The organism is Gimesia chilikensis (genome assembly GCF_008329715.1).
In the GTDB taxonomy this organism is placed as follows: domain Bacteria; phylum Planctomycetota; class Planctomycetia; order Planctomycetales; family Planctomycetaceae; genus Gimesia; species Gimesia chilikensis.
Window position 1 is genome coordinate 161,266 of the sequence record NZ_VTSR01000004.1, and the last position, 23,362, is coordinate 184,627.

Annotated in this window: 17 protein-coding genes; 6 read left to right on the forward strand and 11 right to left on the reverse strand. The window is 53.1% G+C overall.

What is annotated here, in order from left to right:
• Window positions 1-13: 13 nt before the first annotated feature.
• Entirely contained in the window at window positions 14-1,348 is a 1,335-nt protein-coding gene (locus FYZ48_RS03930) for an FG-GAP repeat domain-containing protein (protein WP_149337728.1), read from the reverse strand.
• A 329-nt stretch (window positions 1,349-1,677) separates the two neighbouring features.
• Between FYZ48_RS03930 and FYZ48_RS03935 the strand changes: the two genes are divergently transcribed.
• The gene (locus tag FYZ48_RS03935; protein ID WP_149337730.1) at window positions 1,678-2,610 is read left to right on the forward strand and encodes a beta-propeller domain-containing protein; all 933 of its coding nucleotides are present in this window, start codon (window positions 1,678-1,680) and stop codon (window positions 2,608-2,610) included.
• Between the two features lie 26 nt (window positions 2,611-2,636).
• Here the strand turns inward: FYZ48_RS03935 and FYZ48_RS03940 are convergent, their stop codons facing one another.
• Window positions 2,637-5,618, reverse strand: coding sequence for a M56 family metallopeptidase (locus FYZ48_RS03940; RefSeq protein ID WP_149337732.1), 2,982 nt, complete (start codon window positions 5,616-5,618; stop codon window positions 2,637-2,639).
• Between the two features lie 10 nt (window positions 5,619-5,628).
• The gene (locus tag FYZ48_RS03945) at window positions 5,629-6,024 is read right to left on the reverse strand and encodes a BlaI/MecI/CopY family transcriptional regulator (RefSeq protein ID WP_149337734.1); all 396 of its coding nucleotides are present in this window, start codon (window positions 6,022-6,024) and stop codon (window positions 5,629-5,631) included.
• Window positions 6,025-6,230: 206 nt separating this feature from the next.
• Here FYZ48_RS03945 and FYZ48_RS03950 point away from each other — a divergent pair, with 206 nt between their 5' ends.
• The 3 genes from FYZ48_RS03950 (at window position 6,231) to FYZ48_RS03960 (ending at window position 9,903) form a co-directional block, all read left to right on the forward strand.
• Window positions 6,231-7,790 carry a sulfatase gene (locus FYZ48_RS03950; protein WP_149337736.1) on the forward strand — a complete coding sequence of 520 codons (1,560 nt, stop codon included), beginning with the start codon at window positions 6,231-6,233 and terminating at the stop codon, window positions 7,788-7,790.
• A gap of 256 nt (window positions 7,791-8,046) precedes the next feature.
• The gene (locus FYZ48_RS03955; RefSeq protein WP_149337739.1) at window positions 8,047-8,445 is read left to right on the forward strand and encodes a BlaI/MecI/CopY family transcriptional regulator; all 399 of its coding nucleotides are present in this window, start codon (window positions 8,047-8,049) and stop codon (window positions 8,443-8,445) included.
• A 12-nt stretch (window positions 8,446-8,457) separates the two neighbouring features.
• Window positions 8,458-9,903 (forward strand): M56 family metallopeptidase, encoded by a 1,446-nt coding sequence (locus FYZ48_RS03960; protein ID WP_149337741.1) that lies wholly within the window; start codon window positions 8,458-8,460, stop codon window positions 9,901-9,903.
• Window positions 9,904-9,986: 83 nt separating this feature from the next.
• Here FYZ48_RS03960 and FYZ48_RS03965 read toward each other — a convergent pair whose 3' ends face one another.
• The 5 genes from FYZ48_RS03965 to FYZ48_RS03985 form a co-directional block, all read right to left on the reverse strand.
• Window positions 9,987-10,388, reverse strand: coding sequence for a YybH family protein (locus FYZ48_RS03965; RefSeq protein WP_145441344.1), 402 nt, complete (start codon window positions 10,386-10,388; stop codon window positions 9,987-9,989).
• A gap of 49 nt (window positions 10,389-10,437) precedes the next feature.
• A complete protein-coding gene (locus FYZ48_RS03970) occupies window positions 10,438-11,253 on the reverse strand; it encodes a hypothetical protein (RefSeq protein WP_149337743.1) in 816 nt (271 codons plus the stop codon).
• Window positions 11,254-11,327: 74 nt separating this feature from the next.
• Window positions 11,328-16,649, reverse strand: a complete 5,322-nt coding sequence (locus FYZ48_RS03975) for an SUMF1/EgtB/PvdO family nonheme iron enzyme (RefSeq protein WP_149337745.1) — start codon at window positions 16,647-16,649, stop codon at window positions 11,328-11,330.
• Window positions 16,650-16,827: 178 nt separating this feature from the next.
• Window positions 16,828-17,271 (reverse strand): GNAT family N-acetyltransferase, encoded by a 444-nt coding sequence (locus FYZ48_RS03980; RefSeq protein WP_187781860.1) that lies wholly within the window; start codon window positions 17,269-17,271, stop codon window positions 16,828-16,830.
• Between the two features lie 53 nt (window positions 17,272-17,324).
• Window positions 17,325-18,902 (reverse strand): alpha/beta hydrolase, encoded by a 1,578-nt coding sequence (locus FYZ48_RS03985; RefSeq protein ID WP_149337749.1) that lies wholly within the window; start codon window positions 18,900-18,902, stop codon window positions 17,325-17,327.
• A gap of 217 nt (window positions 18,903-19,119) precedes the next feature.
• Between FYZ48_RS03985 and FYZ48_RS03990 the strand changes: the two genes are divergently transcribed.
• The gene (locus FYZ48_RS03990) at window positions 19,120-20,178 is read left to right on the forward strand and encodes an alpha/beta hydrolase (protein ID WP_187781861.1); all 1,059 of its coding nucleotides are present in this window, start codon (window positions 19,120-19,122) and stop codon (window positions 20,176-20,178) included.
• Window positions 20,179-20,206: 28 nt separating this feature from the next.
• On the opposite strand, the gene FYZ48_RS03995 is transcribed toward FYZ48_RS03990, so the two are convergent.
• From FYZ48_RS03995 to FYZ48_RS04005, 3 genes are all read right to left on the reverse strand, one after another.
• On the reverse strand, window positions 20,207-20,506 hold the full coding sequence (locus FYZ48_RS03995; RefSeq protein ID WP_149337753.1) for a hypothetical protein: 300 nt from the start codon (window positions 20,504-20,506) through the stop codon (window positions 20,207-20,209).
• A 54-nt stretch (window positions 20,507-20,560) separates the two neighbouring features.
• Complete coding sequence (locus tag FYZ48_RS04000; protein ID WP_187781862.1) at window positions 20,561-22,060, reverse strand: sulfatase family protein; 1,500 nt, start codon at window positions 22,058-22,060, stop codon at window positions 20,561-20,563.
• 63 nt (window positions 22,061-22,123) lie between these two features.
• Entirely contained in the window at window positions 22,124-22,666 is a 543-nt protein-coding gene (locus tag FYZ48_RS04005; protein ID WP_149337757.1) for a hypothetical protein, read from the reverse strand.
• Window positions 22,667-22,933: 267 nt separating this feature from the next.
• Between FYZ48_RS04005 and FYZ48_RS04010 the strand changes: the two genes are divergently transcribed.
• Complete coding sequence (locus tag FYZ48_RS04010; RefSeq protein WP_149337759.1) at window positions 22,934-23,338, forward strand: BlaI/MecI/CopY family transcriptional regulator; 405 nt, start codon at window positions 22,934-22,936, stop codon at window positions 23,336-23,338.
• The last annotated feature ends 24 nt before the right edge of the window (window positions 23,339-23,362 follow it).

Sequence of the window (23,362 nt, forward strand, 5' to 3'; positions counted from 1 at the left end):
ATTCGTTCGCGCTTCATTTCCTCAAGAACAGCCAGACATAACCGTGAGACTTCGCCAGATCATGACTGCGATTCCCTTTGCCCTGGGTACTCGCCAGGTAGGGACGCATCTGGCTGGTAAACTCGGTGTCATATTGATCAAGTTCTTTCGCTTCGGGGCTCTCTCTGAGTTTTTTGTAGGCCTCGCTCCACTCCTTTGTTGCTTTGTCGCTGTAGATCAGATCTCCCGGGTAGCGTTTTGTGAAGTCCGCACGCAGCGCTTCCATTTTATCACCATACGCTTTACCGATTGTTGTTGACTGTGACAACAGTATTTCGACCTCTGCTTTTTCCTGCTTGGTCAGATCTTTTCGCAGATCATACGCTGTATTGAAATCGCCCAGCAGCAGATCGAGTTTTCCATCCCGGTTATAATCCACGACTTCGATTTGGGAACGAATGCCGGGAGTGATCTCTTTCTCGTTCCAGATCACCAGGTTGTAGCCCTTCGTTCCGTTGCCGGAATGTTTGGGAACGAGGACCTCTCCCGCGGCGAATTCCGGTTTTGACCTGGAACCCACATTTTTAAACCAGGTCACGCTCCCCTCATCGCTCTCTGCCAGCAGGTCCCACAGGCCATCCTGGTCCCAGTCTGCTACAACCGGGCAACAATGTTTTTCCACTTCCAGTGGTTTGCCACCCGCTTTGACCGTCTGATTCTCCGTAGCGAAGGCATACTCCTTCGCAGTACCCTCATTCATACGTAACTTCAGATGTCCGTCGAAACAGCCGATCAATAAATCAAAATCACCGTCATCGTCCCAGTCGACGGGCATGTAGAAACTGCCGAAAGACTGAAAATTCTGTTTGGGTTTGACTGCACTCTGGACCGGCTCACCTGACTGATCTTTCAATACCTCAGGGGCGGCAAACTTATGATCCTTGAGACCACGAAAAAAATAGCAGTAACCGGGGTCGTAAGAGCTGCTGATAAAATCTCTGATGCCATCGCCATTCAGGTCGACGAATCGCGGCTGCCCACCCACACAGCAATAAATCCTGACGGCGGCATCTTTTCCATCTGCCTGCACCTTACCGGCGCTGGTATAAACGGGTGCATCGCTGCGTCCCACGTTTTTATAGATTTGAAAGTTCCCCCGGAAGTCCCCCAGAATCAGATCATCCAGTTTGTCGCCGTCGATATCCTCGATACAGGGACTGCTGTGTCCCCAGTGGTCACCGGTGTCGATGATCTTTCCATCCGCCTTAAGACGCACCGGTTTTTCGAATACGTCCTCCGCCTTGCAGAAGTGACCAGTAGAAACAGACAATATCAGGACAATCAGTGGCAATGTGCAGCGAACGATCATCTCAGCTCCTTCTGTCAAATGACTTGAGCGGTTGAGGGGAAAATACAAGGCAGCGTTCTACTGTTAATAATTCTCAGTAGATTGTTTTGTCTATATTTTCTGAAAAATGTTCCTTATCTTAAAAAAATGCTGTCTGACAGAGACGATGTGGACCGCTCAAACACCCTGCAGAGGAATTCAATACTCTTCGTATTTTATCTTCTTAGAGGAATCACCGGAAACAGAAAATTGGTTTCGGCTATCAGGATTCACTGTTATCATGGTCTAACGACACATGGGTATACAGCCAGTTTTTATCTGAATACAAATAGTTAAGGATTACTATGAACATGCCACGCGCCACGCAGTTCTTCACGCTTGTAATCGCTCTCCTGGTCACCACAGTCGCTTCTGCGGAACGACTGGTTCTGGTGAGCGCTTCCTATCAGAAAGATCTTCTCGCGATCTGCGATGCAAAAGGTAAAGTCCTCTGGTCGTACAAAACCGAGGGGCCTGCCAAAGGCCATGCCGGCCATCACGATGTGCAACTGCTCCCCAATGGTAACATCCTGTTTCACGACAGCTGGACCGGCCTCAAAGAGATCAATCTCAATAAAGAGATTGTCTGGGAATACGATTCGGCCAGCAGTAACGGCAACGCCGGGAAGCGGGTGGATGTGCATGCTTTCAAACGCCTGCCCAACGGCAATACGGTAATCGTTGAAAGTGGAGTCGGACGGATTATCGAAGTCGATCGCGACGGCAAGCTCGTGCACCAGTTCCCCTTGAAGAAAGGGGGCACACAATCCACCAGGCTGATGCGAGTCACTCCCGCGGGAACCTATCTGGTCTGTTCAGAACAGCCGGGCGTCGTGATTGAATATGACCGCGACGGAAACATCGTCTGGGAATATCCGATTGGCACCCGCGTCTACGGCGCTCTGCGTCTTAAGAACGGGAACACACTGATCGCCTCGGGCAGCGGTCACAGCGTCCGCGAAGTCACCCCCGACAAACGGACCATCTGGGAAGTCAAGGAACGCGTGCCGGGCACGGATGTGGCACTCCAATGGACCACCTGTCTGCAGGAACTCGACAACGGCAATCTGGTCATCGGCAACTGCCACGCCGGCCCCGAGAATCCACAGATCCTGGAACTCGACGAGAACCGCAAGATCGTCTGGCAGTTCGACGATTTCAACCTCGTCGGTAATGGCCTGGCCTGCTGGGAAATTCTGAATGACGAACAGTCGAAACTGGTGCGGAAGAAACTCAAACGCTGATCACAGTTGCTCCTGCAGTCAGAGAATTATTGAATTGCGAGTACTTTATCGATCTGCTCACTAATCATATATTCCATGACCCTCAGACTTTGCCGGGTGGCTTCGTCTTTAGGGAGTTTTTCCAGTTCGTCCAGGGAAATCGAAAGTTTCCGGGCGGCATGTTGAAAATGTTCCTCCATCATTATCGAGTCAGTAATTTCAGGGCTGAACACGATGCGCCCTTTACGACTCAACATAAAGCAGGTTGGGGCAACTTGTACGCCATGGTATTTATTGTTGGTGGCACCACCTTCTCCTTGCCGCTGGTCAATCGCGGCCAGCGTTTCAAATCCGAGATACTGGTGGAACTCACGAATTTTTGCTTTAGATGAGTCCGGCGGATAGATTTGCAGGAAGACGATCTCTTTATTCTCGTACTTCTGATGCAGCCTGAGTAGCATTTTTTGGGCTTCCACGAAGTATTGCTCCATTTCGGGAGGCAACTTTGCAAAATCAAATTTCAAAAAAGTATCGTCGAGAAAGAGCAGGACAACCACTTTACCGCGAAAATCTTGGAGATTACGCTGGTTCCCATCCATCCATTCTGACACCTGCAGTGGAGGAGCCTGCGTGAAAAGATGCACCATTTCTGGGGGCTCCGGTGGCTCGGGCAGCGGCTGTTCGTTTCCGATGGTGTATGTCCGGCCGTCGATCCTGTTCTCATACACGGTCTCCTCTGGAAACCGCAGTGCCAGTGTCTCAGGGGCGATTTGCTGATGCGGATGGATGTCGAGTACCTCCCAGGTGGTACTCCGCCCAGGGACAGTGGGGGGGGCTGGAAAGTCCTTCAGGTTCTTTGTGAATATCTTGATCTCGTTCGTATGGGAGGATTGCTCCTGTTTTTTCGGAGTGCCGGTCGTGTATTCCTGAAACCGGATGCGTGTCGGATAATAACTGCCGTCAACCTGTTTAACCTGCAGCACCTCTGCATGCTGACTCAAACCCCAGGCGAGCTGGTTTTCCTGGTCAATATAGCCCCATTCGATCCGTAAGGGGAGAAAACCCTGGGCGGGATCGATCCAGGCGCGCATCCGCCAGCGTTTCTCCGGGCTCTGCTCATGCGGCTCGTTCAGATACTCCACGAGGATCAACGTTCTGCCATCCCGGTTTTCCCGTCCCACAACCCGGTACCGGTGCGACGGTTTTGTCAGGCAGGCATCCAGACTGTATTCGGGCAACTCTTCTGCCCAGTGATACTCTTTGAGCCCCAGCGGTGCAGTCGTCTTCAGGTTGGTGATTTGCTTCAGTTCGTTGCCGATTTCACCCTGCGGAAATTGCTGGCGCTTCTTTCTGCCGTACCAGCGCCGCAAAGGAGGCTGGTTCTGATCGGACCACGAGATCAGCTCGATCTCGTTATAATGCTGATTCAAATTCTCCGCCGGCCAGACCGGTCCCTGTTCTAAGTTATTGTTCTTCTGTTGTAACTGATAAGGACGTCGTTGATGAAACGATCGACCATCAGTCCAGAAATAACGTTGCTCTAGCACTGTTTCGCTCAACCGTTTCCGAACTGCTTCCGGGGTCAATTGGCTATCCAGAAAATTCGCCTGTGATGTGTAAGAATAGGTAACCCTCATCTGGTGCTCTTCCTCGCTCATGATCTTTCCATCGATCATGATTTCACTTCTGTCGGCTTTCTGAATATCCCTGAGTACTTGCAGGTTCAGTCGGTCCCGTGTAATGCAGTTCATGTTCTCCTGCGCCGTGATCCGGTACGTCATCTCCAGCGGGAGTAGGCGCTGGAGGTTGTCCCGGTAACCGTTCAGAATTTCTTCTACACTCGGTAACTGGTCCGGTTTCTCTGCTACCTTAGTCTCTGCCTGCGAAGTGCCCGGCAGGGGGGCCAGCGATAATAACAGCAGAGCGATTGTGGCCAGCAGGAATTTTCCCCGCCGCGAAATCTGATGCTGTAATGAGTCACACATAATCGAAGTCAGACGCTGTTCCAGAATCCGGGCTGATCCCATGCCGGTGGAGACGGGAATGCGTTGCGCCTGGGAAACGAAACCTGTTGCTTTGACGAGGACTTCCGCATAGGCCCGCCGTTTGTCGGGTTCTGTCTGGATGACCCAGGCATCACAACACGCCTCTTCGGTCAGACGGATTTCTCTCCGTACCCACCACACGACGGGATACCACCAGTACAGCGCCGTGGTGACAAGTTCGATCAGACGCACCCAGTGATCGCCGCGGCGGTAATGCGCCAGCTCATGCAGCAGCAGTGTGTCTTGTTCTGCTTCATCCAGTTCTGCAAGCAGCCGTTCCGGCAGGATAATCCGTGCCCTGCAACAGAACGCCCAGAGCAGGGGAGAGATCGCTCCCGGAAGCAACACAACCTGTGGGGCTGACTTCAGACCGATGCGCGTGCCCAGTGCCCCGGCCCGTTGCTGCAGTGCTTCGGAGGCAGGCCGTGCGAGCTTCAGCAGTCGTTGGAAACGAAAGATACGCAACGCTGCAATGAAACAGCAGACTGCTGTCCCGATAGTCCAGATCAGAAATAACGATGTTGCCCATGTCCATCCACGGGCTGTGAAAGCGGCAGCCAGTCTCAGATACCAGGCTGGCTTGCTTACTGGGATCTCTATTGAAGTCTCAGCAGTTGAGGTCTTGGATACAGTTTCAGTAATCGTAGCAGGAGATGAGCCTTTGCTGGTCTCTTGCATTCGCTTTCGCAGAGAATCGAAAGCATTCATTTCTGTGTTGGCGTTGGACTCATTTTCAGCAAGCAGACCAGTGCCATCTGTCACCGGGGCTGTTTCGACCGGCGAGACGCTCGTACGGGGGGCGGGTGAAAGTAAGGCAACCTGCGGCTGCCAGACCGCCGGGGTGATCAACTTGATCAGCACGAGTAGCAGCAGCATGTGCAGCAGTGCCGGGTTTTTGATCCAGCGGCGGATCAAGACCACGAGGATAAACAGACCGCCGGCGATCGCCGCGTTACTGATCAGCAGTTTCCAGAGCAGATCCATGACCATCTCCTTATGGTTTTGAATTCTTTTTGGCAAGTTCGTCGATGAGATCCATCAGCACTTTCTGCTGCTTCCGGTTCAGATCAGTGTGTTGCGCCAGTTGTGTGAGCAGCGGCGTCAGCGAACCTTCGCACAACGTCTCCGCCACCTCCTGCAGGCGTCGCCCGACTAATTCATCGCGCGCGATACAGGCTTCATATACAAAGGCGATGCCCGCCGGCTCCCGTTTGACGAAGCCCTTGGTTTCCAGGCGTTCGAGCAGTTTTTTGACGGTGGAGTAATACGCGTCAACCCGTTCGGGTTCAAGTTGTTCGGTAATCGCGCGAATCGTCGCCGACCCCTGTTGCCAGAGGACCTGCAGTACACTCAGTTCCGCTTCCGTCACATCACGGGGCGTCTTGACCATGGTCAATACTTCCTTTTTCCAGACCTGGGACGTTATGTCGCAGGCAAGGGTAGGACATTGTGTCCCAGGTGTCAAGAGCGGACCACGGAATGCGGAGTATGTTAGACATTCAACAGTCCAGACTGTTATATTGGAAGCAATTCCAAATCCCGCCCGTTTGCTTATCGATGTCAATTAGCGCTCTTTCAGGAAGGTAGTCATCTCACATGAATTCACGATTTAAGTCCCTGTCAGCGATCGCTGTTCTCTGCTGCCTTGTTCTCGGTCTGATTTCTGAATCGCAGGCCGCCACTCTGAATGCGAAACAATCACCAAACATTGTCGTCTTCCTCGTGGATGATATGGGAGTCATGGATACTTCGGTGCCGTTTCTGACCGACGCCGAGGGGAACCCCAAACGGTACCCACTCAACGATTATTACATCACGCCCAACATGGAACGCCTGGCGAAGCAGGGGATTCGTTTCAATAACTTTTATGCGATGAGTGTCTGCTCGCCGACCCGAATCTCCATTCTGACCGGCCAGAACGCAGCCCGGCATCATGCGACGAACTGGATTAATCCCCGTAAGAATAATGCCGGTCCCCAGGGACCGCCGGACTGGAACTGGGAAGGCCTCAAAAAAGAAGACGTCACGCTGCCACGCTTGCTGCAGAAGTCAGGCTATAAGACGATTCATGTCGGCAAAGGCCATTTTGGCGCTGACAACTTCCCCGGAGCGGAACCGCTGAATCTGGGATTCAACGTCAATATCGCCGGCGCTTCGTTCGGGGCACCGGGCAGTTATTATGCTGAAAAGAAATACGGTCTGGGGACCCGCCGGGCACATCACGCCGTTCCCGGTCTGGATAAATATCATGGCACCGATACCTTCCTGACCGAAGCACTCACGCTGGAAGCGAACGCGGCACTGGCGGAAACGGTCGAGCAGAAGAAACCGTTCTTCCTCTACATGGCTCATTACGCAGTGCATGCCCCCTTTGATTCCGATCCCCGCTTTGCCGACCATTACAAGGATTCAGGCAAACCAAAGAACGCTCAGGCGTTTGCCACGTTGATTGAAGGCATGGACAAATCCCTGGGTGATATCATGCAGCAGCTCAATGAACTGGGAGTCGCAGAAAATACACTCATCTTTTTCCTGGGAGACAACGGTTCCGACGCACCCCTGGGGCATCAACACGAAGTTGCCTGTGCAGCCCCTCTGCGGGGTAAGAAAGGGGCCCACTATGAAGGGGGCATGCGGGTGCCTTTCATCGCGGCCTGGGCTAAGCCGAATCCGGAAAATGCCAATCAGAAGCAGCTCCCCATTCCCGCAAATATGATTCAGGACCAGGTGGCTGCCGTTTACGATCTGTTTCCCACGATTCTGGATCTGACGCACACGCTCCCGCCCAAAGATTATGTCATGGACGGAATGCCCCTCAATCAACTGCTGTTGGGCGAGCAGGACCATTCACGTCCGGAAACGTTCCTGATGAACTATCCCCACGCACCGCATCGCAGCGACTACTTTACGGTTTACCGGGACGGCGACTGGAAAGTGATCTACCATTATTTCCCCTCCAAACAATCGGAGGGTTCTCACTACCAGCTGTATAACCTGGCAAAGGACCCGTTCGAACAAAACAACCTCGCGGAATCGAATCCGCAGAAGCTCAAGCAGATGATGCAGTCCCTGATCGACAGTCTGCAATCTCATCAGGCACAGTATCCGGTTGCTGCAGAGGGAAGTACAAAACCAGTATTGCCCAAGCTGCCCTGATTGAAATGTGCATTATGGAAGTCGTTTCTCTTAGAGAAAAGGTCCCGCGTGAAGAACAAGGCAAATCGTCTTCCCGGTTGATGCCGTCGAGCGTTTCCTGCTGTTCGTAGCATTAAATTCTTAAAGCTGCATCTCATTATTCTGTTGTGGTTTAGCGTCACGCTTCAAAATACATTTCAAAATAGATATTGAACCTCATGCAAAATGCATTAACATCTCATGCAGAATGTATGAGAGAGGTTAGTTGGAGTATCCCATGTCTAAGAAAGATCAACCCGTTAGCAGCACTGATGTGACCGAAGCAGAACGCACAGTGCTGGAGATTCTCTGGGAACGACCTGGAGGAAGCTCGGTTCGTGAGATTGTATTGGCGATGTATGGTCGGCACGAACATTCCCTGCATGGCGGTGTAAAAAGTTTTCTGGACCGCCTGATGGACAAGGGGTTGGTGACCGTCGACAAAAGCGGTTTTGCGCATCTGTTTTCAGCAACACTTTCGCGTGAATCCTTTGTCGGTCGACAGTTGAAGCACCTGGCTGATCATCATTTTGGGGGCTCTTTAACCCCGATGCTGCTCTCGCTGGTGGAGCAGGTTGATCTCGATGACAAAAAACGTGCGACTCTGGAAAGAATCATTAATCAAATCAAAGACTAGGAACACGGCCTCATGTCCAGTTTGCTTTACTGCCTGATATGGAATCTGATGCTGGTTTCAGTATTTACCCTGTTTCTCTGGATAGGCTCATGGACGACCTGGTTGAAGCACCGGCCTGTGCTCCGGCAGTTACTCTGGATGCTGGTGCTGGTGAAGTTGATCACGCCTCCCCTGTTGGCCCTTCCTGTCCTGCCCCAGTTGCATTTCTTGTCGGAAGCCAGAGCAAGCAAAGTGATCGACTTTGTCACGACTGATACAGGCCTGGCTGTTGTTGAAGAGAGCAGCGAAGTGGGAACAGGACATCCAGAAAAAATCAAAAGCAACTATCCGGCAGTCTCAGGGTCCGATCTGTTCTTCTTATTCCTGTTTCTCAGTCTGCTTGGCTCAATCATTCTCTGGAGCAGAGCCGTCATGATTCATCTCCGGATGCATCACCTGGCTCGGGAATTTCAATCTGTTTCGCCGAGGATAAATCGAATTCTTCAGGAACTTTCCCAATCTTATCAACTGGTGCAGGTGCCGGAAGCCGTGTTGCTGGATCTCCCCTGTTCACCGATGCTCTGGAGTAGTCTGAGTCATCCGACGATCATCCTCCCCAGTGCCTTCTCTGCTCAAGCCAGTGATGAACAGCTGCGGCATGTACTGGCGCATGAACTGGCACACCTGGTTCGCCGAGATTATCTGGTAAGCCTCTTTGCTTTTCTGGTCACCAGCCTCTTCTGGTGGAATCCTGTGGCCTGGTTTGCCCGTCGCGAGATGTTGATTGCGATGGAAGCCAGCTGTGATGCATTAGCCATGAAACATTCGGTCAGCTCGCGTCAATCTTATGCTCATACCCTGCTGACAGTGGTGTCTACACTCTCAGGAAATCAGTCTGTGCTGCCTGCGGCGGGGGCACAGTTCGGTGAATTCCAGTCCTTGAAAAGGAGAATAGAAATGGTTGCCTGCTCTCAAGTCCGCTTCACTCTTTCACGCTCAGCCTGCCTGTTGACCCTCACCTGTGGCCTGCTGGGACTGGTCTGGGTTCCCGTCAGTGCAGCGAAAGAATCTGATGAGTCTCCGGCCGCGACAGCGCCAAAACTGGTGCAGCCCGATCAACAAGATGAACAAAAACCCGAACCAAACGGCCCGGGGACTGCCACTTATCATCAACCAGGGATCAATAATGCCCGGCTGATCAGTTGGGGAGTTGAGTCTTCTGTGAGAGCTTATTTCTTTGATACTGAAGAATCTGCAGAGTCATTTGCTAAAACAGTATCAGCGTTTAAAATCGCTCAGCAGTTCCAACTGGTTCTGGATGAAGATAGCCTGATAGATTACGACAATCATAAAATTGTCATGCCTGTAAATCATGCGAAACAATTACAGATCAATTCGGAGAAAGCCATTCTCCTTGAAGGAGATCGAAAACAGCACCAACGCATAGAGCGGATCATGAAAGCTCTGAATGCAGAATAGACAGACTGGTGCCATGCAACTCGGAGTACCGCCCTGAATTCACTGGCGCGACGAAGTCGGGCGGTACTCTTTTTTAGCTGACATTATTCATTTTCTGTAACTGGTACCAGCATGTTAGCGTCGCGTGCAATCACCCATTTGCCATTCTCTTTGTGCAGAATGGACAGTGTGTGGCCGACCCGCTTGACGGGATGTCCGCTTGGGGGAGTCACTTTGACAGCCATCTCAGTCCACATGTAGGCCCAGTCGCCCAGGACTTTGATCTCCTGAATTTCGCTGACACCTTCAATCTCCGGTACCGGCTGTTCGGGGTGGGGCTGCGCCGCTTCTTTGTAGGGCGCTTTCCCGACCATAGGAGGTTCACCCGGGACAAGGAATACGACATCCTCGGCCATCAGTTCCAGTACCTTCTCGGTGTCGCCTGCTTTTGTTGCTTCCAGCCAGGTGCTGACCAGATCACGAATTTCCTGTTCATCGCTTTGCATCACTTCACCATCCTTTCACATGTCGATCCTGTTGTTCATTCCTTATTGATCAGGGAAACTCAAAATAGCCGGGTTTAAATTGCTGCATCCACCATTGCAGGGGAGTTAACTCATCGTCCAGATCTTCTGAGTCATTAATAATCTGTCTGATTTTATGCAGGTCGAGCGGTTTACCGGTTTCCAGGTTATATTCATCTTCCATGGCCAGTGCTTCGGGGAACCAGCGGATCTCTTCCAGCCACGGGAGTTGCCAGGCATCCATTTTTTTACGATCGCGAAACTGGGCAGCCCAGCCAAAGGCCAGTAACAGCCAGAAGAAAAACGAAAACATCGCAATTATCACTGCGAAGAAATAGGCAAACACCAGGAATGCCCCCAGGAGTGAGAACAGCCCCCATAATTCCCAGCGGCGTTTGCGACGCTGCCGTTCCCGGTCTTCGACATACTGCTCTCGGCATTCGTTGCAGAGCAGCAATGGAAACCAGACTTCTTTCCAGAATTCTTCCGCAGCAGAAGCGACGAGGGCGATGTCACCGGTGATTGTCGGGCGAATCCCCCCATCGTTCTTCATATAGCGTTCGATGAGAATATTCAGTTTGACGGGAATCAGAATATCGGCCTCTCTGCTTTCACAATGATGGCAGAGACCGTCAAACGGAGGCTCTTCTTTTCGGAGCGTCACCAGTATCTTCTGCAGCGGTCGCAAGAGTGGGTAATTGTCCCCCGCTGTCTGCTGCAGGGTAATTGTATCAGGAATCCTGACTGTCTGCTGGCAGGCCTCACAACGCTTGTCAGTGCCAGCTTCATGCAGCGCGACACGAGCCCGCTTGCCACAGTCACATTCAATATAATACTTCTCAGACATCGAAACGGGCTCCCGCCTGCAGTCGGTCAGTCATTGATAGTCTAATGTCTATTATAGCGGGTTCTCAGCAGTCGCTACCTGTCACCTGCCTGTGGTTTCCCTTTCGTGACGGACAGCAGGAATTTGCGAAGTTCTGTGGACGGAACCGCGAACCCGGCTGCTTCGATATCTCCTTTCAAGATCACCAGGCCGATTACCTGACCCCGGTCATCAAACACCGGACCACCACTGTTGCCTGGATTCACTGCGGCAGAAATCTGAATCAGCGGCTGATCGCGGAGCATCCGCTTCGGATTGCTGATGACGCCCGTGGTCAGTGTCTGCGAGAGGATGGTCTCTCCCAGTCCCGGATTCCCAATCACAGTCAGCTGTTCGCCCGAATCATAGGACGTACGGGAGCTCAAAATGACTGTCGGCAGATCAACTTTTTCCTTCAGCTTGAGTAGCGCCAGGTCCTGATCTTCATCCCACAGAAGGATTGTCGCTTCCACTGATTTAACGGGGCCTTTTCCAGCCTGATACTCGACTATCAGCTTCTCATCCTCGGGGGCGGCATGGGCACAGGTCAGGATATAGCCTTCACTTCCCACGACAAAGCCGGTGCCCGAACCGGTTTCAGACTTGATCAGCACCACAGTCGGATTAAATCGCTCAGCGATCTGCCGCGGCGTCTGTTTATTCGGTTTAGGATCCAGTTTCAGTGCCTGCAGTTCTGACTGCTTGACCGTGGGGACCGGCCGCGGTTTTTCCTGCGCGAGATTGATCTTACGTCCGACCTGTTTCTGTTCGGCAGGTGTCAGCTTGAGAGGCACTGGTCGCAGGTAATTACCCTGGAGTGGGTTGTGACAGAGGAAGATCAGCGACTTCCCATCGGGAGAGAAAGTCAGGTCTGCGACCTTCACATCGCCTAATCCCTGATTCAGCAGCAAGAGTTTGTCCTCGATGACCTCACCGGTTTCGCGGTTATAAAACACAGCCGAATTCCCGCCGGGGACCGCGACCAGATCCAGGGTCGGATGGAAGGCCAGTTGCGTACAGACGGCTCGCTCTTTGGTTTCGTAAGCCACCGGATTCTGTTTGAGCTGCTTCGCGTTCCAGCCGGCCAGGTTTCGCGATAACGAGGGGAAACCGCCGTTCGAAAGATACGTAATTCGCTTCCCGTCGGCGGAAAGACGGATTCCGTTCCCGTTACCGCCGGCATTGTCGATGTACTGATAGATCGACGGCACCCCGCGGCGGAGCTTGAAGCTGATCAGAAAGTCCAGATTGCCATACTGGGGCACTTCCAGCAGTCGCCAGCCGGGGTTGATGTGAAACTTGGTCCCGTTGCGGTAAATGTCGCGATAGCCGGTATAGAGCATCTTGCCGGATGCGTCGACACAGACCCATGTTCCCAGCAGTTCATCAGGAGCGACTACTCGGGAAGTGCTCTCGTTAACCACCAGAACCCGATAGCGGGGAACCTCAATGCCTGTTTTGATCGCGATATAACTGATGTTATATTTCGGATGCACCGCCAGGTCCGTGATTTCGAGCACACGTACTCCCGCCCGATCCAGGGGGATACTCTTTTTGATCCGGCCTCCCCGCTGATCGATCACATCCAGCTGAAATCGGCCCTGGTCCAACGCCAGAAATGTATCATCGCGTTCGGCAATAAATTCATAGCGTTCGGGCAGGTCAAAGGTTTTCACATCTTTGACACCATCGCCGGTCATTCTGTGGACTTTCTTTCCCTGCGGAACGAGAAACGACTGATAGTCCGGGGCCGGAATCAGCCTGGCCGGTTCCGGATCGAGGTCAAACCGGGGGAAGTCTTTCAGTTTATCAAGCCCGCCCAGCATTTCGATCAGATCACGAGAGACAACTTCGACTTCCACCCGCGCAAAGGTGACCTTATCTCCCTGAGTAACCTTGAATTTGAGTTCGTGCTTGCCCACCTGTCTGGAACCGGGTTTCCAGGTAACCTCGTTCTCGGGATTCAGCTTCACGCCGGTTGGTGCGTTCAACAGTTCATATTTGGTCTCGGGTTGTTCCGGAAGCGTGTGAGTGAAAGACTCGCCCTCAGCGAGAAACGCCGGGAACTTCAGTGGATTCGGGACTGACTGCTTTGTGGGAGTATCAGATTTACCGGAACCCGGATTGCCGGCACTCGGAGCTTCGGTAACCAGTCGTGGTGCGAGAGCATCATCGGGAATGTCAAAGGCCGGAGTTGTGGCCACCAGCAGTTGATTTTTACCCATATCCAGGGCAAAGAGGTGTGTCAGTTCATTTTCGGTAAAAGCAATCGGATGATCCAGCAGGTAGCCGCTAATCCGGTTGTGGCGATGATAAACGTGGCTGAACTCCTGCAGGGGAAATTCAGCTTTTCGATCTTCCACCTCTTCAATGACGGCAGACAGCGCATAGACCTTCACCTCGTGGGGAGTCAACGCATACAGTAACTTACGGTTCCGGTCTGCGATGACCAGGTTGTCCAGTTTGCTTCTGACACTGACGAGAGGAACGCCTCCGAAGATAACATTATTTCCAATCCAGAATGAACCAGGATAGACCTGGTAGACGTAGGGAGTTTGAGATTTCGCTCCTCCCTTATAAATCGGCTGAGCAGGACGGTCGGAAACAAAATCCTCCCAGGCAAAGGCAGAGATCCCTCCGGACGGGCTGAGATTAAACGAACCCTGCGTAATGACATACTTGCCATCGAAGCTGCAGGTTGCCAGCGCCGCCTTCATCAGGTGGCGGTCTTTGTCGGTTTTGAGATCGAGATGATAAACATGACAGTCGCTGTAAGAAGCCTTGGGACCTTCTCCATGACAGGTAACCAGGATTTCATTCTGGAAGTGTCGACCCTGGGGCGCACTCAGGTAAACGATGTGTGGCTTTTCGACATCCAGTTGGTTCGTCTTTGCCCATTGGTCTTTGCTGGAGAAGACGCTGACCGTTCCCTTTCCGTCATTAGCCACCATCAGTAACGGACCCCGACTGAGGACCGAACGCGGTGAAGGCGTACTCAGGATCTTGATGGGGAGCAATGTCTGCGCATCCCAGATTGAAACCTGATTGGCTCCCTGGTGAGAGCAGATCAGGAATTTGTTATCCTCAGAGACCGTAAACGAAGTCACCGGCTCCGGTGTCGCCAGGCGTCCAAATCTGATCACCGGCCTGTCAAAGTTCTGCGTCGCAGGTTGTGGCTCAACAGGGGCAGGGTTCTGTGGAGCTTCTGCGAGTTCGGTTTTACCAGGCTGGGGCGTCAACTCCCGCACCACTCGAAAACCACGATCACAGCGGGTTTCATTGGCCCAGTCGCCGAGGCGGCGGGCCACGCGGCAGTCCATGGGCAGGTAATCAAACGCACCACCCCGCAGCACTCGTTTTTTGCCTGTGGCAGGAATCTGATCCGGGGGAAGCTGGTAGCTGTTATCCAGGTAGACGTCGCTGCACCATTCGCTCACATTGCCTTGCATGTCATATAGACCGAACGGGTTGGCTTTGAATGAACCGACGGGGGTAGTAAACGGAATTCCGTCATCCCATTTCCCGCAACGGCTTTTATGAAAAGACTTATCACTCAACAGTCTGGCCAGGGACTGGTCGGAAGCGTTTTCATTCCCCACCATTGACTCCTGTTGGTCGCCCCAGGCAAAAGCGGCTTTCGTACCGGCCCGGCCACAATATTCCCATTCCGCTTCGGTTGGCAGGCGGAAGCGGTATTGTCCATCCTGTTCGGTCAGCCAGTCGCAAAACGCGACGGCATCGTTCCAGGAAATATTGACCGCAGGGGAATTACTCTTCTGTGGAAAACCGGGATCTTTCCAGAAGAAGCGCGGATTCCAGTTCACAATTGCTTTCTGCTCTTTGACATAGCCTCCGCCTCCCTTTTCGCTCTTTTCGGCGTCGGTCTTGTATTTCGTTTTCGCTACAAAGTAGGAGAACTGCTGGTGGGTCACTTCGTACTTACCGATGTAAAAACCCTGTTTGATTTCGACTTCATGTTGTGGACGTTCCATGGGCCAGGAACCCGGCTCTGATTCCAGGCTCCCCATCAGAAACTTGCCCGGCTGAATATAAACCAGATCGCCTGCCCGGGGATCGCGGATCGTCGCGGCGGCCGGTTTCTCTTTTGTGTTGTCTGACGGCTTTTGATCTGCAGGCATCGGTTCAGCCTGCACAACGGGAGCAGGCCTGGGTTCGCCTGAGATCTCCTGCACGACCCGGAAGCCGATGTTCTGTCCTTTCCAGTCAGGCAGATTCCCGCGCCGGAGTGCCGCCCGGGCGTGGATCCCTTTGCCTTTGGTCCACGAACCACCTCTTAAGACACGGGTTTTCGCGGCAGGAGTCCGTGTTGAGACCAGGGGATCGACGGTTACCTTTCCCGCCCGTTGTTGGTAAAGCTGGGGCACAAACCAGTCTGCGCACCATTCAAAGACATTTCCGTGCATGTCATGCAGACCGAAGGCATTGGGGGGATAGGATCCAACTTCTGTCGTACGCCCCAACGCCGGTCCCTTCGTATTGGTTCCGTAAGGAACTCCTCCATGCGTGTTAGCGGACTGACCGTTATCGAAAATGCCATAATGAAACGCACTGGTCGTACCGGCCCGACAGGCGTATTCCCACTCTGCTTCCGTCGGCAGGCGATAGGTCTTGCCTTCGCGGTCAGACAGCTTTCGGCAGAATCTCTGTGCATCTTCCCAGTTCGTGAATTCGACCGGGAAACGATCTGTCTTTTTTCCGACGACTTTGTCTTTCCCTTTCCCGCTGGCACTGAACCCGCTCGGGTTCTCACCCATGATGGTCTGGTACTCGGCCTGAGTGACTTCATAAGTACCCAGGTAAAACGGTCTGGTTAATGTGACTCGATGCGGCGTTTCAAATTCCTGACGCTCTGCTTCCGTGGTGGGGGAGCCCATCGTGAATTCGCCCGGGGGAATCAATGTCAGCTGCATGCCAATACTGTTGATGATCTGTGGCTCTCGATTCAGCGAGGCTGCCCAGTCGGATTGTCCCTGTTTTGCCGTCGATTCATTGAAGGGGGCATTGAGTGGCGTAGCCTGACGACGTTCAGTGCTGGCAGCAGCGGTCGACGCAGGAGCGGGCGACGGTGGCTCCATTTTTTCAGGCTCCAGTCGTTTGACTGGCATGTTTTCAGGGGGCCTGGATGTTGTTGGCTCTGCTGGGGCAACAGGAGTCGACTGTTCTGTTTGCGGTATCAGGGGATCTGTTTGCGCCTGAGTCGTCTCGGACGCTTCCGTGGAAGTCTCTGCAACTGGCGAACTGGGAGGCTGAGGATCGGAACAGCCAGCACTGCCCGCGAAAAGAATCAGTGTGACGAGAAGCCCGAATCCATATCGGGGTACGTTGAAGCAAAGACGATAGCCTGCAGGGAACGCCATCTAAAACACCTCCTGATTCTTCGAGTCGCAGAGAAGAGAGGTTGCATTTGAATATGAACCGGCGCAATGGAATTCTGCACCGGCTAAGAGTCGATTGACTTCGCTCCATCGTAGATCAGGCGTGGTCAGAAATCCAGTAGGAATTCAACGGGGAGGGAATTGTTTGTGAATTCGAGACTCAGGTGGAAACAGTCCACACATGAGTGCAATCCGGCTCGTGTTCCACCGGTCGAAAGCCAAGTGCCTGGTAGAAGGCACTCGCTGCAGAAGAATTTGTGCGTAACCGCAATTGCTGAAACACACCGGGACAACGTTGTTGAATCGCTTCCACGAGCAGCCGACCGACACCTCGACGTCGTACCTCGGAAGTGACATACAACCGTCGTACGCGTCCGACATCTTTCTGGACGCAGTAAGGATCCCGATTCAGACCGCAGACACCGACGATGCGATCTTCCAAGACCGCGATCAGCACACATTCACCTTCCCGGTCAAAACGATTGGTACCTGTCCGCCATTCCTGCTGCAGTCGATCCAGCATGCGATAGCCCTGGCTGCGGGCTTCCTCTGCCAGCAGATCCAGTTGATCGGGGTGGAGCAGTGGTTGCAGTTGGGGTTTCATCGGGCCCTTTTTCCGTGATTGCATTCAAAGCCTGAAAATTCTAAAAGAGATTCTCACTGCGTCAGTTCCTGAAACAGCGAGCCCGACTGCAGTGGTTGAATTTTCAGTGGCGGTAATGTAATCGTTTCCGGCATCTCTTTCAGGGTATCTGCGGGTTTTGCGGCACTCATAAAATCTGTCAGATAACCTAAAAACTGAGGATCGACACCCACCGCATGCTGACAGGCGATGTGAGTCCCTCCCTGAACGGTGATCAATTTACCACGGGGAAATGCAGGTAGAAGTTGGGTAGCATTCTCATAAGGAGTCATCAGATCGAGTGTGCCATGAATCATCAGAACCGGAGTCTGAGACGTTTTCAATTCGCGAAACGCATCACTAACCTCAGGAGTAGGCGTACTCTTTCGCGTGGCAGTATAGAGCCAGTTGACATCGCCCAGCCATCGCCGGGCCGGCCCCTGTTCCAGTTCTCTCAGGCGTTGATCCGAGATTCCCAGGCTGTGATCGATCAGCGCCAGCAGCAGGTCGGGCCGGTTCACTTCCGGGCGGTCATCAATGATCTTTGCCGCCAGATACTGGTAGTCTTCCCGGTACAGTTCCAGCACCAGGTGTGGCCACAGTTCCCGCATCCGTCGCGAATAAAGGGGGGCGTCCAAGATCGGGCGGGTCAGGTAAAATCTCACATCATCCGCGCCGATTACAATCTCGGTAGAGCCACCCCGACGTGGATGTTGGCCGGTGACGCGCACCGGCTGTTTTTCCATTCGAGTCAACACTGCTTTGAGCGCGCCGAGCAGGCCTTCCGGGGGGAGTTCGATGGTGCCCGACTCTTTCACTTCCGCTTCGATACGCTCGAAGACTTTCCAGATTTCTGTGGGATTGTCATAAGTGTGACTCAGTGGCTCCACGCCTGAGAGCACCATGCGGTCCACGCGCTCCGGATAGCGTTGCAGATAACCCAGCGCCCACTGTGACCCGAAACTGCTGCCACGCAGACAGATCGTGGAGTAACCATGCACGCGACGAATCTGTTCCACATCATCGATCAGATGCAGGATGTCGTAGCCCTTCAGGTCAAACTGCAGACGTGCGCATTCCTGAATCGCCAACTGCAACCCCTCCGCCACTCGCTTTCCTTCATCCTGATAGACCATGGGCTTCAGACGTGCCCCCGGTTGCACTACCCAGGCTCGCGGCAGTCCCTGGATACCTGGAGCCTTTCTGTTGCCTCTCTGGTTCACAATTATGACATCGTGTTGCGCATTGAATGCCAGCAGCTCTCTATATTTACTGTAATTCTTCCGGCGTAAGCCGTTACGGATATCGCTGCTGTTAATCGCGTCACCGGGGCCTCCGGGCAGATAAAAGACAGGAGCTTTCCCCGAGGGCTGGCGTGCGGGGAAACGAAAATAATGGATAGTAATCTTCCGGCTGTCGGATTGATTCCGGTTTTCGGGAACCACTAGTAGCGACTCTTCACCTGCCAGTTGATTATCAAATTCGCAAGTCTGGGTGAGACGCGTTCCGACGGCCGGCGATGTATTCTCATGATTTGTACGCTGTGCAGGCAGACTGGAACACAGGCTGAAAGTGAGTATGACTTGTAGAAAATATGAATGAACTTGACGCATATAATTCAGATTCCTGAGTTGGCAAAGAAACAGAGTATTCCATCGTAACCTTTTCGTAGACCCGGTTCCAGAAGGAGTTTATCACTGTCAGCGTTTGTTCTTGGTGAGAACTCTGTTAGAATTGCTAACTCCAACATGTGCGCTCATGACATTGTATAGTGTAGCAGTAAGCTGGCTTTCTACTTACTGCTCTCATCAAAATACTGGAGTGTACTTTATGCCCTGGGCATCCGAATCAGATTTTGTTAAACGCTTTCTCAGCACTACCCTCCTGGGAGGCTTCCTGTTGCTTTTATCCAGTCCTGCTGTAATTCATGCTCAGGACTTCTCCATCCCTGAGACAATTTCTCCCGAAGCACAAACAGCACTCGCCGGTTTCAGTCGCGCTGCCGCCACAGCACCCTTGCCAGCAGCCGACGATCTGGAGGGCTGGAAGGCCGTGCAACAGAAAATCGAACAGAAACGGGCTGCGGCGAATGCAGAGGTGGTGAAGAAATATCAGCCGGAAATTACGCCACGCAAGCTGGGAGGAGTGCCGGTACTGGACATCAAACCGAAAGGCTGGCAGGAAAGCGGGAAAGTACTTGTCTACACGCATGGCGGCGCCTACACAATGTACAGCGCCCGTTCCCGGTTAATGAGTGCCGTCCCCATGGCGGGTGAAACCGGGTTTCGTGTGATCTCCGTGGACTACACGCTGGCCCCGATAGGGAAATGGCAGGAAGTCACCGATCAGGTTGTGACTGTCATTCAGACGCTGATCAAGGAAGGACACTCGCTCAAAGAGATCGCCATCTACGGGGAATCTGCAGGGGGCGGACTGGCTGCGGGAACGGTTCTTAAGCTGCGGGACAAAGGGCTGGGTATGCCGGCTGCGGTGGTGCTCTGGTCTCCCTGGGCGGATATCACTGAAACTGGAGACACTTACACGACACTCCAGCAGGCGGATCCGTTGTTGTATTATCCGAAAAACCTCAAACATTGTGCCGATGCCTATGCGGATCCCGCCGATCAGAAGCACCCCTATGTCTCACCCGTCTATGGCGATTATTCCAAAGGCTTTCCGCCGACGTTGATCCAGGCGGGAACCAAGGAAATCTTTATGAGCAACGCGATCCGTCAGTACCAGGCCATCGACAAGGCCGGCATTCCCGTCAAGCTCGACCTCTACGAAGGTATGTGGCACATCTTCCAGGTCTTCAATTACGAACTGCCGGAATCAAAGCTGGCTCGCAGCAAAGTCAAAGCGTTTCTGCAACAGCATGTCGGGAAGTAGGGCATCAAAAGACGCAGGCTCTGTTACTTTAGACAATTTCAAAATAGGCCAGGCTGACCAGGAGTAGCAGGGCGATGCAGATAATCCAGACGGGAATAAATGACATCGGTCCGAGCCCGGGGATTCTGATATAACCGCCCGCTTCGGGATTGAGTATCGGGTCCTGGACTTCGTCGTTGGTAACACGCATGATGAGATCGATCAGCATGGTGGACGCGATCGCCACAGCCAGTATCATTATCCGACTGTCACTGAATTTGAGTGTGATAAACAGTCCCGCAAGTCCGCCAATGACGCAGAACAGGGCATTGAAGTTAAAAGGCAACATGGATTATGAGTTTCCTGGAGCAGTCTCACTGCGTCCTTTGAATGAAGTCTGGTTCTACCGGGCTGAACGCCAGTCGGCGAAAGTATCAAGATATGACCAGCGGAACTGCTTCTGCTTGCGGTAACGCATATCCCGATGGGACAGTTGTTCTTTGACGAAAGCCTCGACATTCTCAGGGTCGAGAAACGGGTCCCGCGTCTGTCGCTGGAGCGCTGTTAAGGCGTCAATCAGACGTTGCTTCGTTTCAGCATAGTCGGGATCGTCGGCCAGATTGGTCCATTCGTACGGATCCTGCTGCAGGTCATACAGTTCGTAGCGAGGTGGCGTCGACCAGCGTGCAAAAGCCGCTTTCGTACGGGGTGAAATCGTTTTCTGGTCGGCGGCAGTCGCCCCGGAGATGACAAAGTGGGGATGCGATTCATCCAGATAACTGTCTGCGATCAGGTTTTCGGTGCCGGGACGCGGATTGGAGATCAGCTTATAACGTGCATCCCTCAGCGAATGCTGGATATAGCAGTTCCGTGGAAAGGAACCTGTGGTAAAGCCAAAGATATACTCCCGCCAGTCTTTCGCAGGACCAGCAGTCAACAGAGGTTTCAGGTTCCGACCGGTCAGGTCCTGGGGAATCGACATGTCAGCAGCCGCCAGGGCGGTCGGTAACAGATCCACCGTGGAAGCCAACTCGGTGCGAACCAGTCCCGGCTCTGCGACACCCGGCCAGCGAATAATCAGTGGAACACGCAGGCCCCCTTCATACACGCTCCCTTTGCCCCGGGGGAACTGAGCACCATGATCGCCGATGTAAATGACGAGCGTATTCTCAGCCCCTCCCGTCTGCTTCAATTTTTCCAGCAGCAGTCCCACGCCGATGTCGAGTCGCGCCAGGCAATTGTAATAATTGGCGACCTGTTCGCGCAGCCGCGGCGTATCGATGCCCACCCACGGCATCGGCTTGACATTATCTGCGGAGAGCGGCTGGGCCGGTCTGCCATTCGCCTGTTTCAGGAAGGGGAGATGCGCGTCGGGAAAGTTCACCGATAAAAACCAGGGTTGTTTCTGTGCCTGTTTAAAGAATTCCCCCGCTTTGTCTGCATAAGCTGTTACCGGCTGACGACGATTGAAATTCGCGCCGGGAATCGCACGATAATCAAAGGGAAAAGCGGATTCCGGATTCACGTGCAGCTTGCCAATCAGTCCCGTGAAATATCCCTGCTGTTTGAGCAGCGTCACAAAATTAGGTGTCTCTTTGTGATACATCGCGAATTTGTGGGTCGCCAGGCCAATCTGTCCATTCTGGTGCGGATACTTTCCGGTCAGGAAACAGGCCCGCGACGGCGAACAGACGGAGTAGGGGACGAACGCATTCTCGAACCGCACCCCTTCCGCGGCCAGTTGATCCAGATGCGTCGTCTGTGCATACGGATCGCCATAGCAGCCCAGTTCAGGGCCGTTGTCTTCTGAAACGATCAACAGAATATTCGGCGGGGCTGCACAAACGGCGGGGCTCTCTATCAGACAGCAGATAAACGGCAGACACCAGACAAACCAGTTCATTCTTTTCTTCTTCTGCTGCTGCATTCGCTGTGCTCCTCTTCGAATTATCCTGGGTAATAGCAGTCAGTCCGACTGCAGACGCTGGTTGGCAAATCCGGTAATCAGGTGAACCACGTCCTGACAGTCCTTCTCCTGAAGTTCACGCCGATGCAGCTTGAATAGCAGGGTGATCAGCGGATTCAGTATCCTGATCTTACGTACTGTAATCGCATGCGCCTCCCGGGGCCAGTGAATTCTTGGATCCCTGCGGTAGCTCACGGAACCATCACTGTCATCGTAGACCATCAACTGGAGTTCCCAGTGACTCAAGTCCGGACTGGTGAGCCAGATGTCATGCACATGCTCCGGCACAGGCTCCCCTTCCCAGGTAACGAGTTGACCTGGGTGATCGCAAAGATAAACGCGCCGCTGATCAAGAGAACGCAGGCAGTCTGCCAGTTCTGAGCGGAACACACCCACATCGGTATCGCCGTGGGGGCGAGTCTCTGTTCCCAGCAGCCAGTCCAGCGAACGACCGCCACAGAGAACCCAGCCTGTAAACTCTCCCAGCGAATTCTGAATCTCATTGAGAGGGAGCGATAACCAGCGATCAGTCGGCGGAGTCATGGCTTCTGTTCTGTGTAATAGAAAATTAAGAAGAAATTGTTTTGCAAGCATGAAGCGCCTGCGACACACATTGCGATCCTGGTTCTTACATTAAATCAGAACAGGAGTTAACTGGAAATGCTGTTGAGAAAATGAAGGAAGAATCGCAGTCTGCAGGCGGCTTGAAATTCCTTGTCTGAAGCTGAGATTGCATAAATCTGCAGACAGGGACTTGACGACACTACAAATGTAGTGTAATGTCGGCGAATGTAGAACAGGGGGATTCACATGGCGAAAAAAACAAAATCTGATCCGCCAGCGCAGGCGATGACTGATGTTGAATGGGTCATCATGAATGTTGTCTGGGAACAGGAGCCTTGTGCAGCGGGGACCGTACAGGAAGCGCTAGCAGATTCGCACGGCTGGGCCTACAGTACGGTCAAAACCACGATGGACCGGATGGTGACCAAGGGGCTGTTGACCCGCAAAGCAATCCGCAATCTGAATCTCTTCAGCTCAGCGATCAGCCCCGATAAAGCAAAACGGGGGGAACTGAAACGCCTCTTGCGCCGCGCCTTCAATGGTGCTTTATCACCGATGTTGCAGTTCATTGTTGAAGAAGAGGAACTCTCACCCGATGAAATTCAGCAACTGCGCGAGTTTATTAAGCAGGCAGGGAAAAAAACGAAGTAAGTAACTTATTCTAATGGGGAGGGC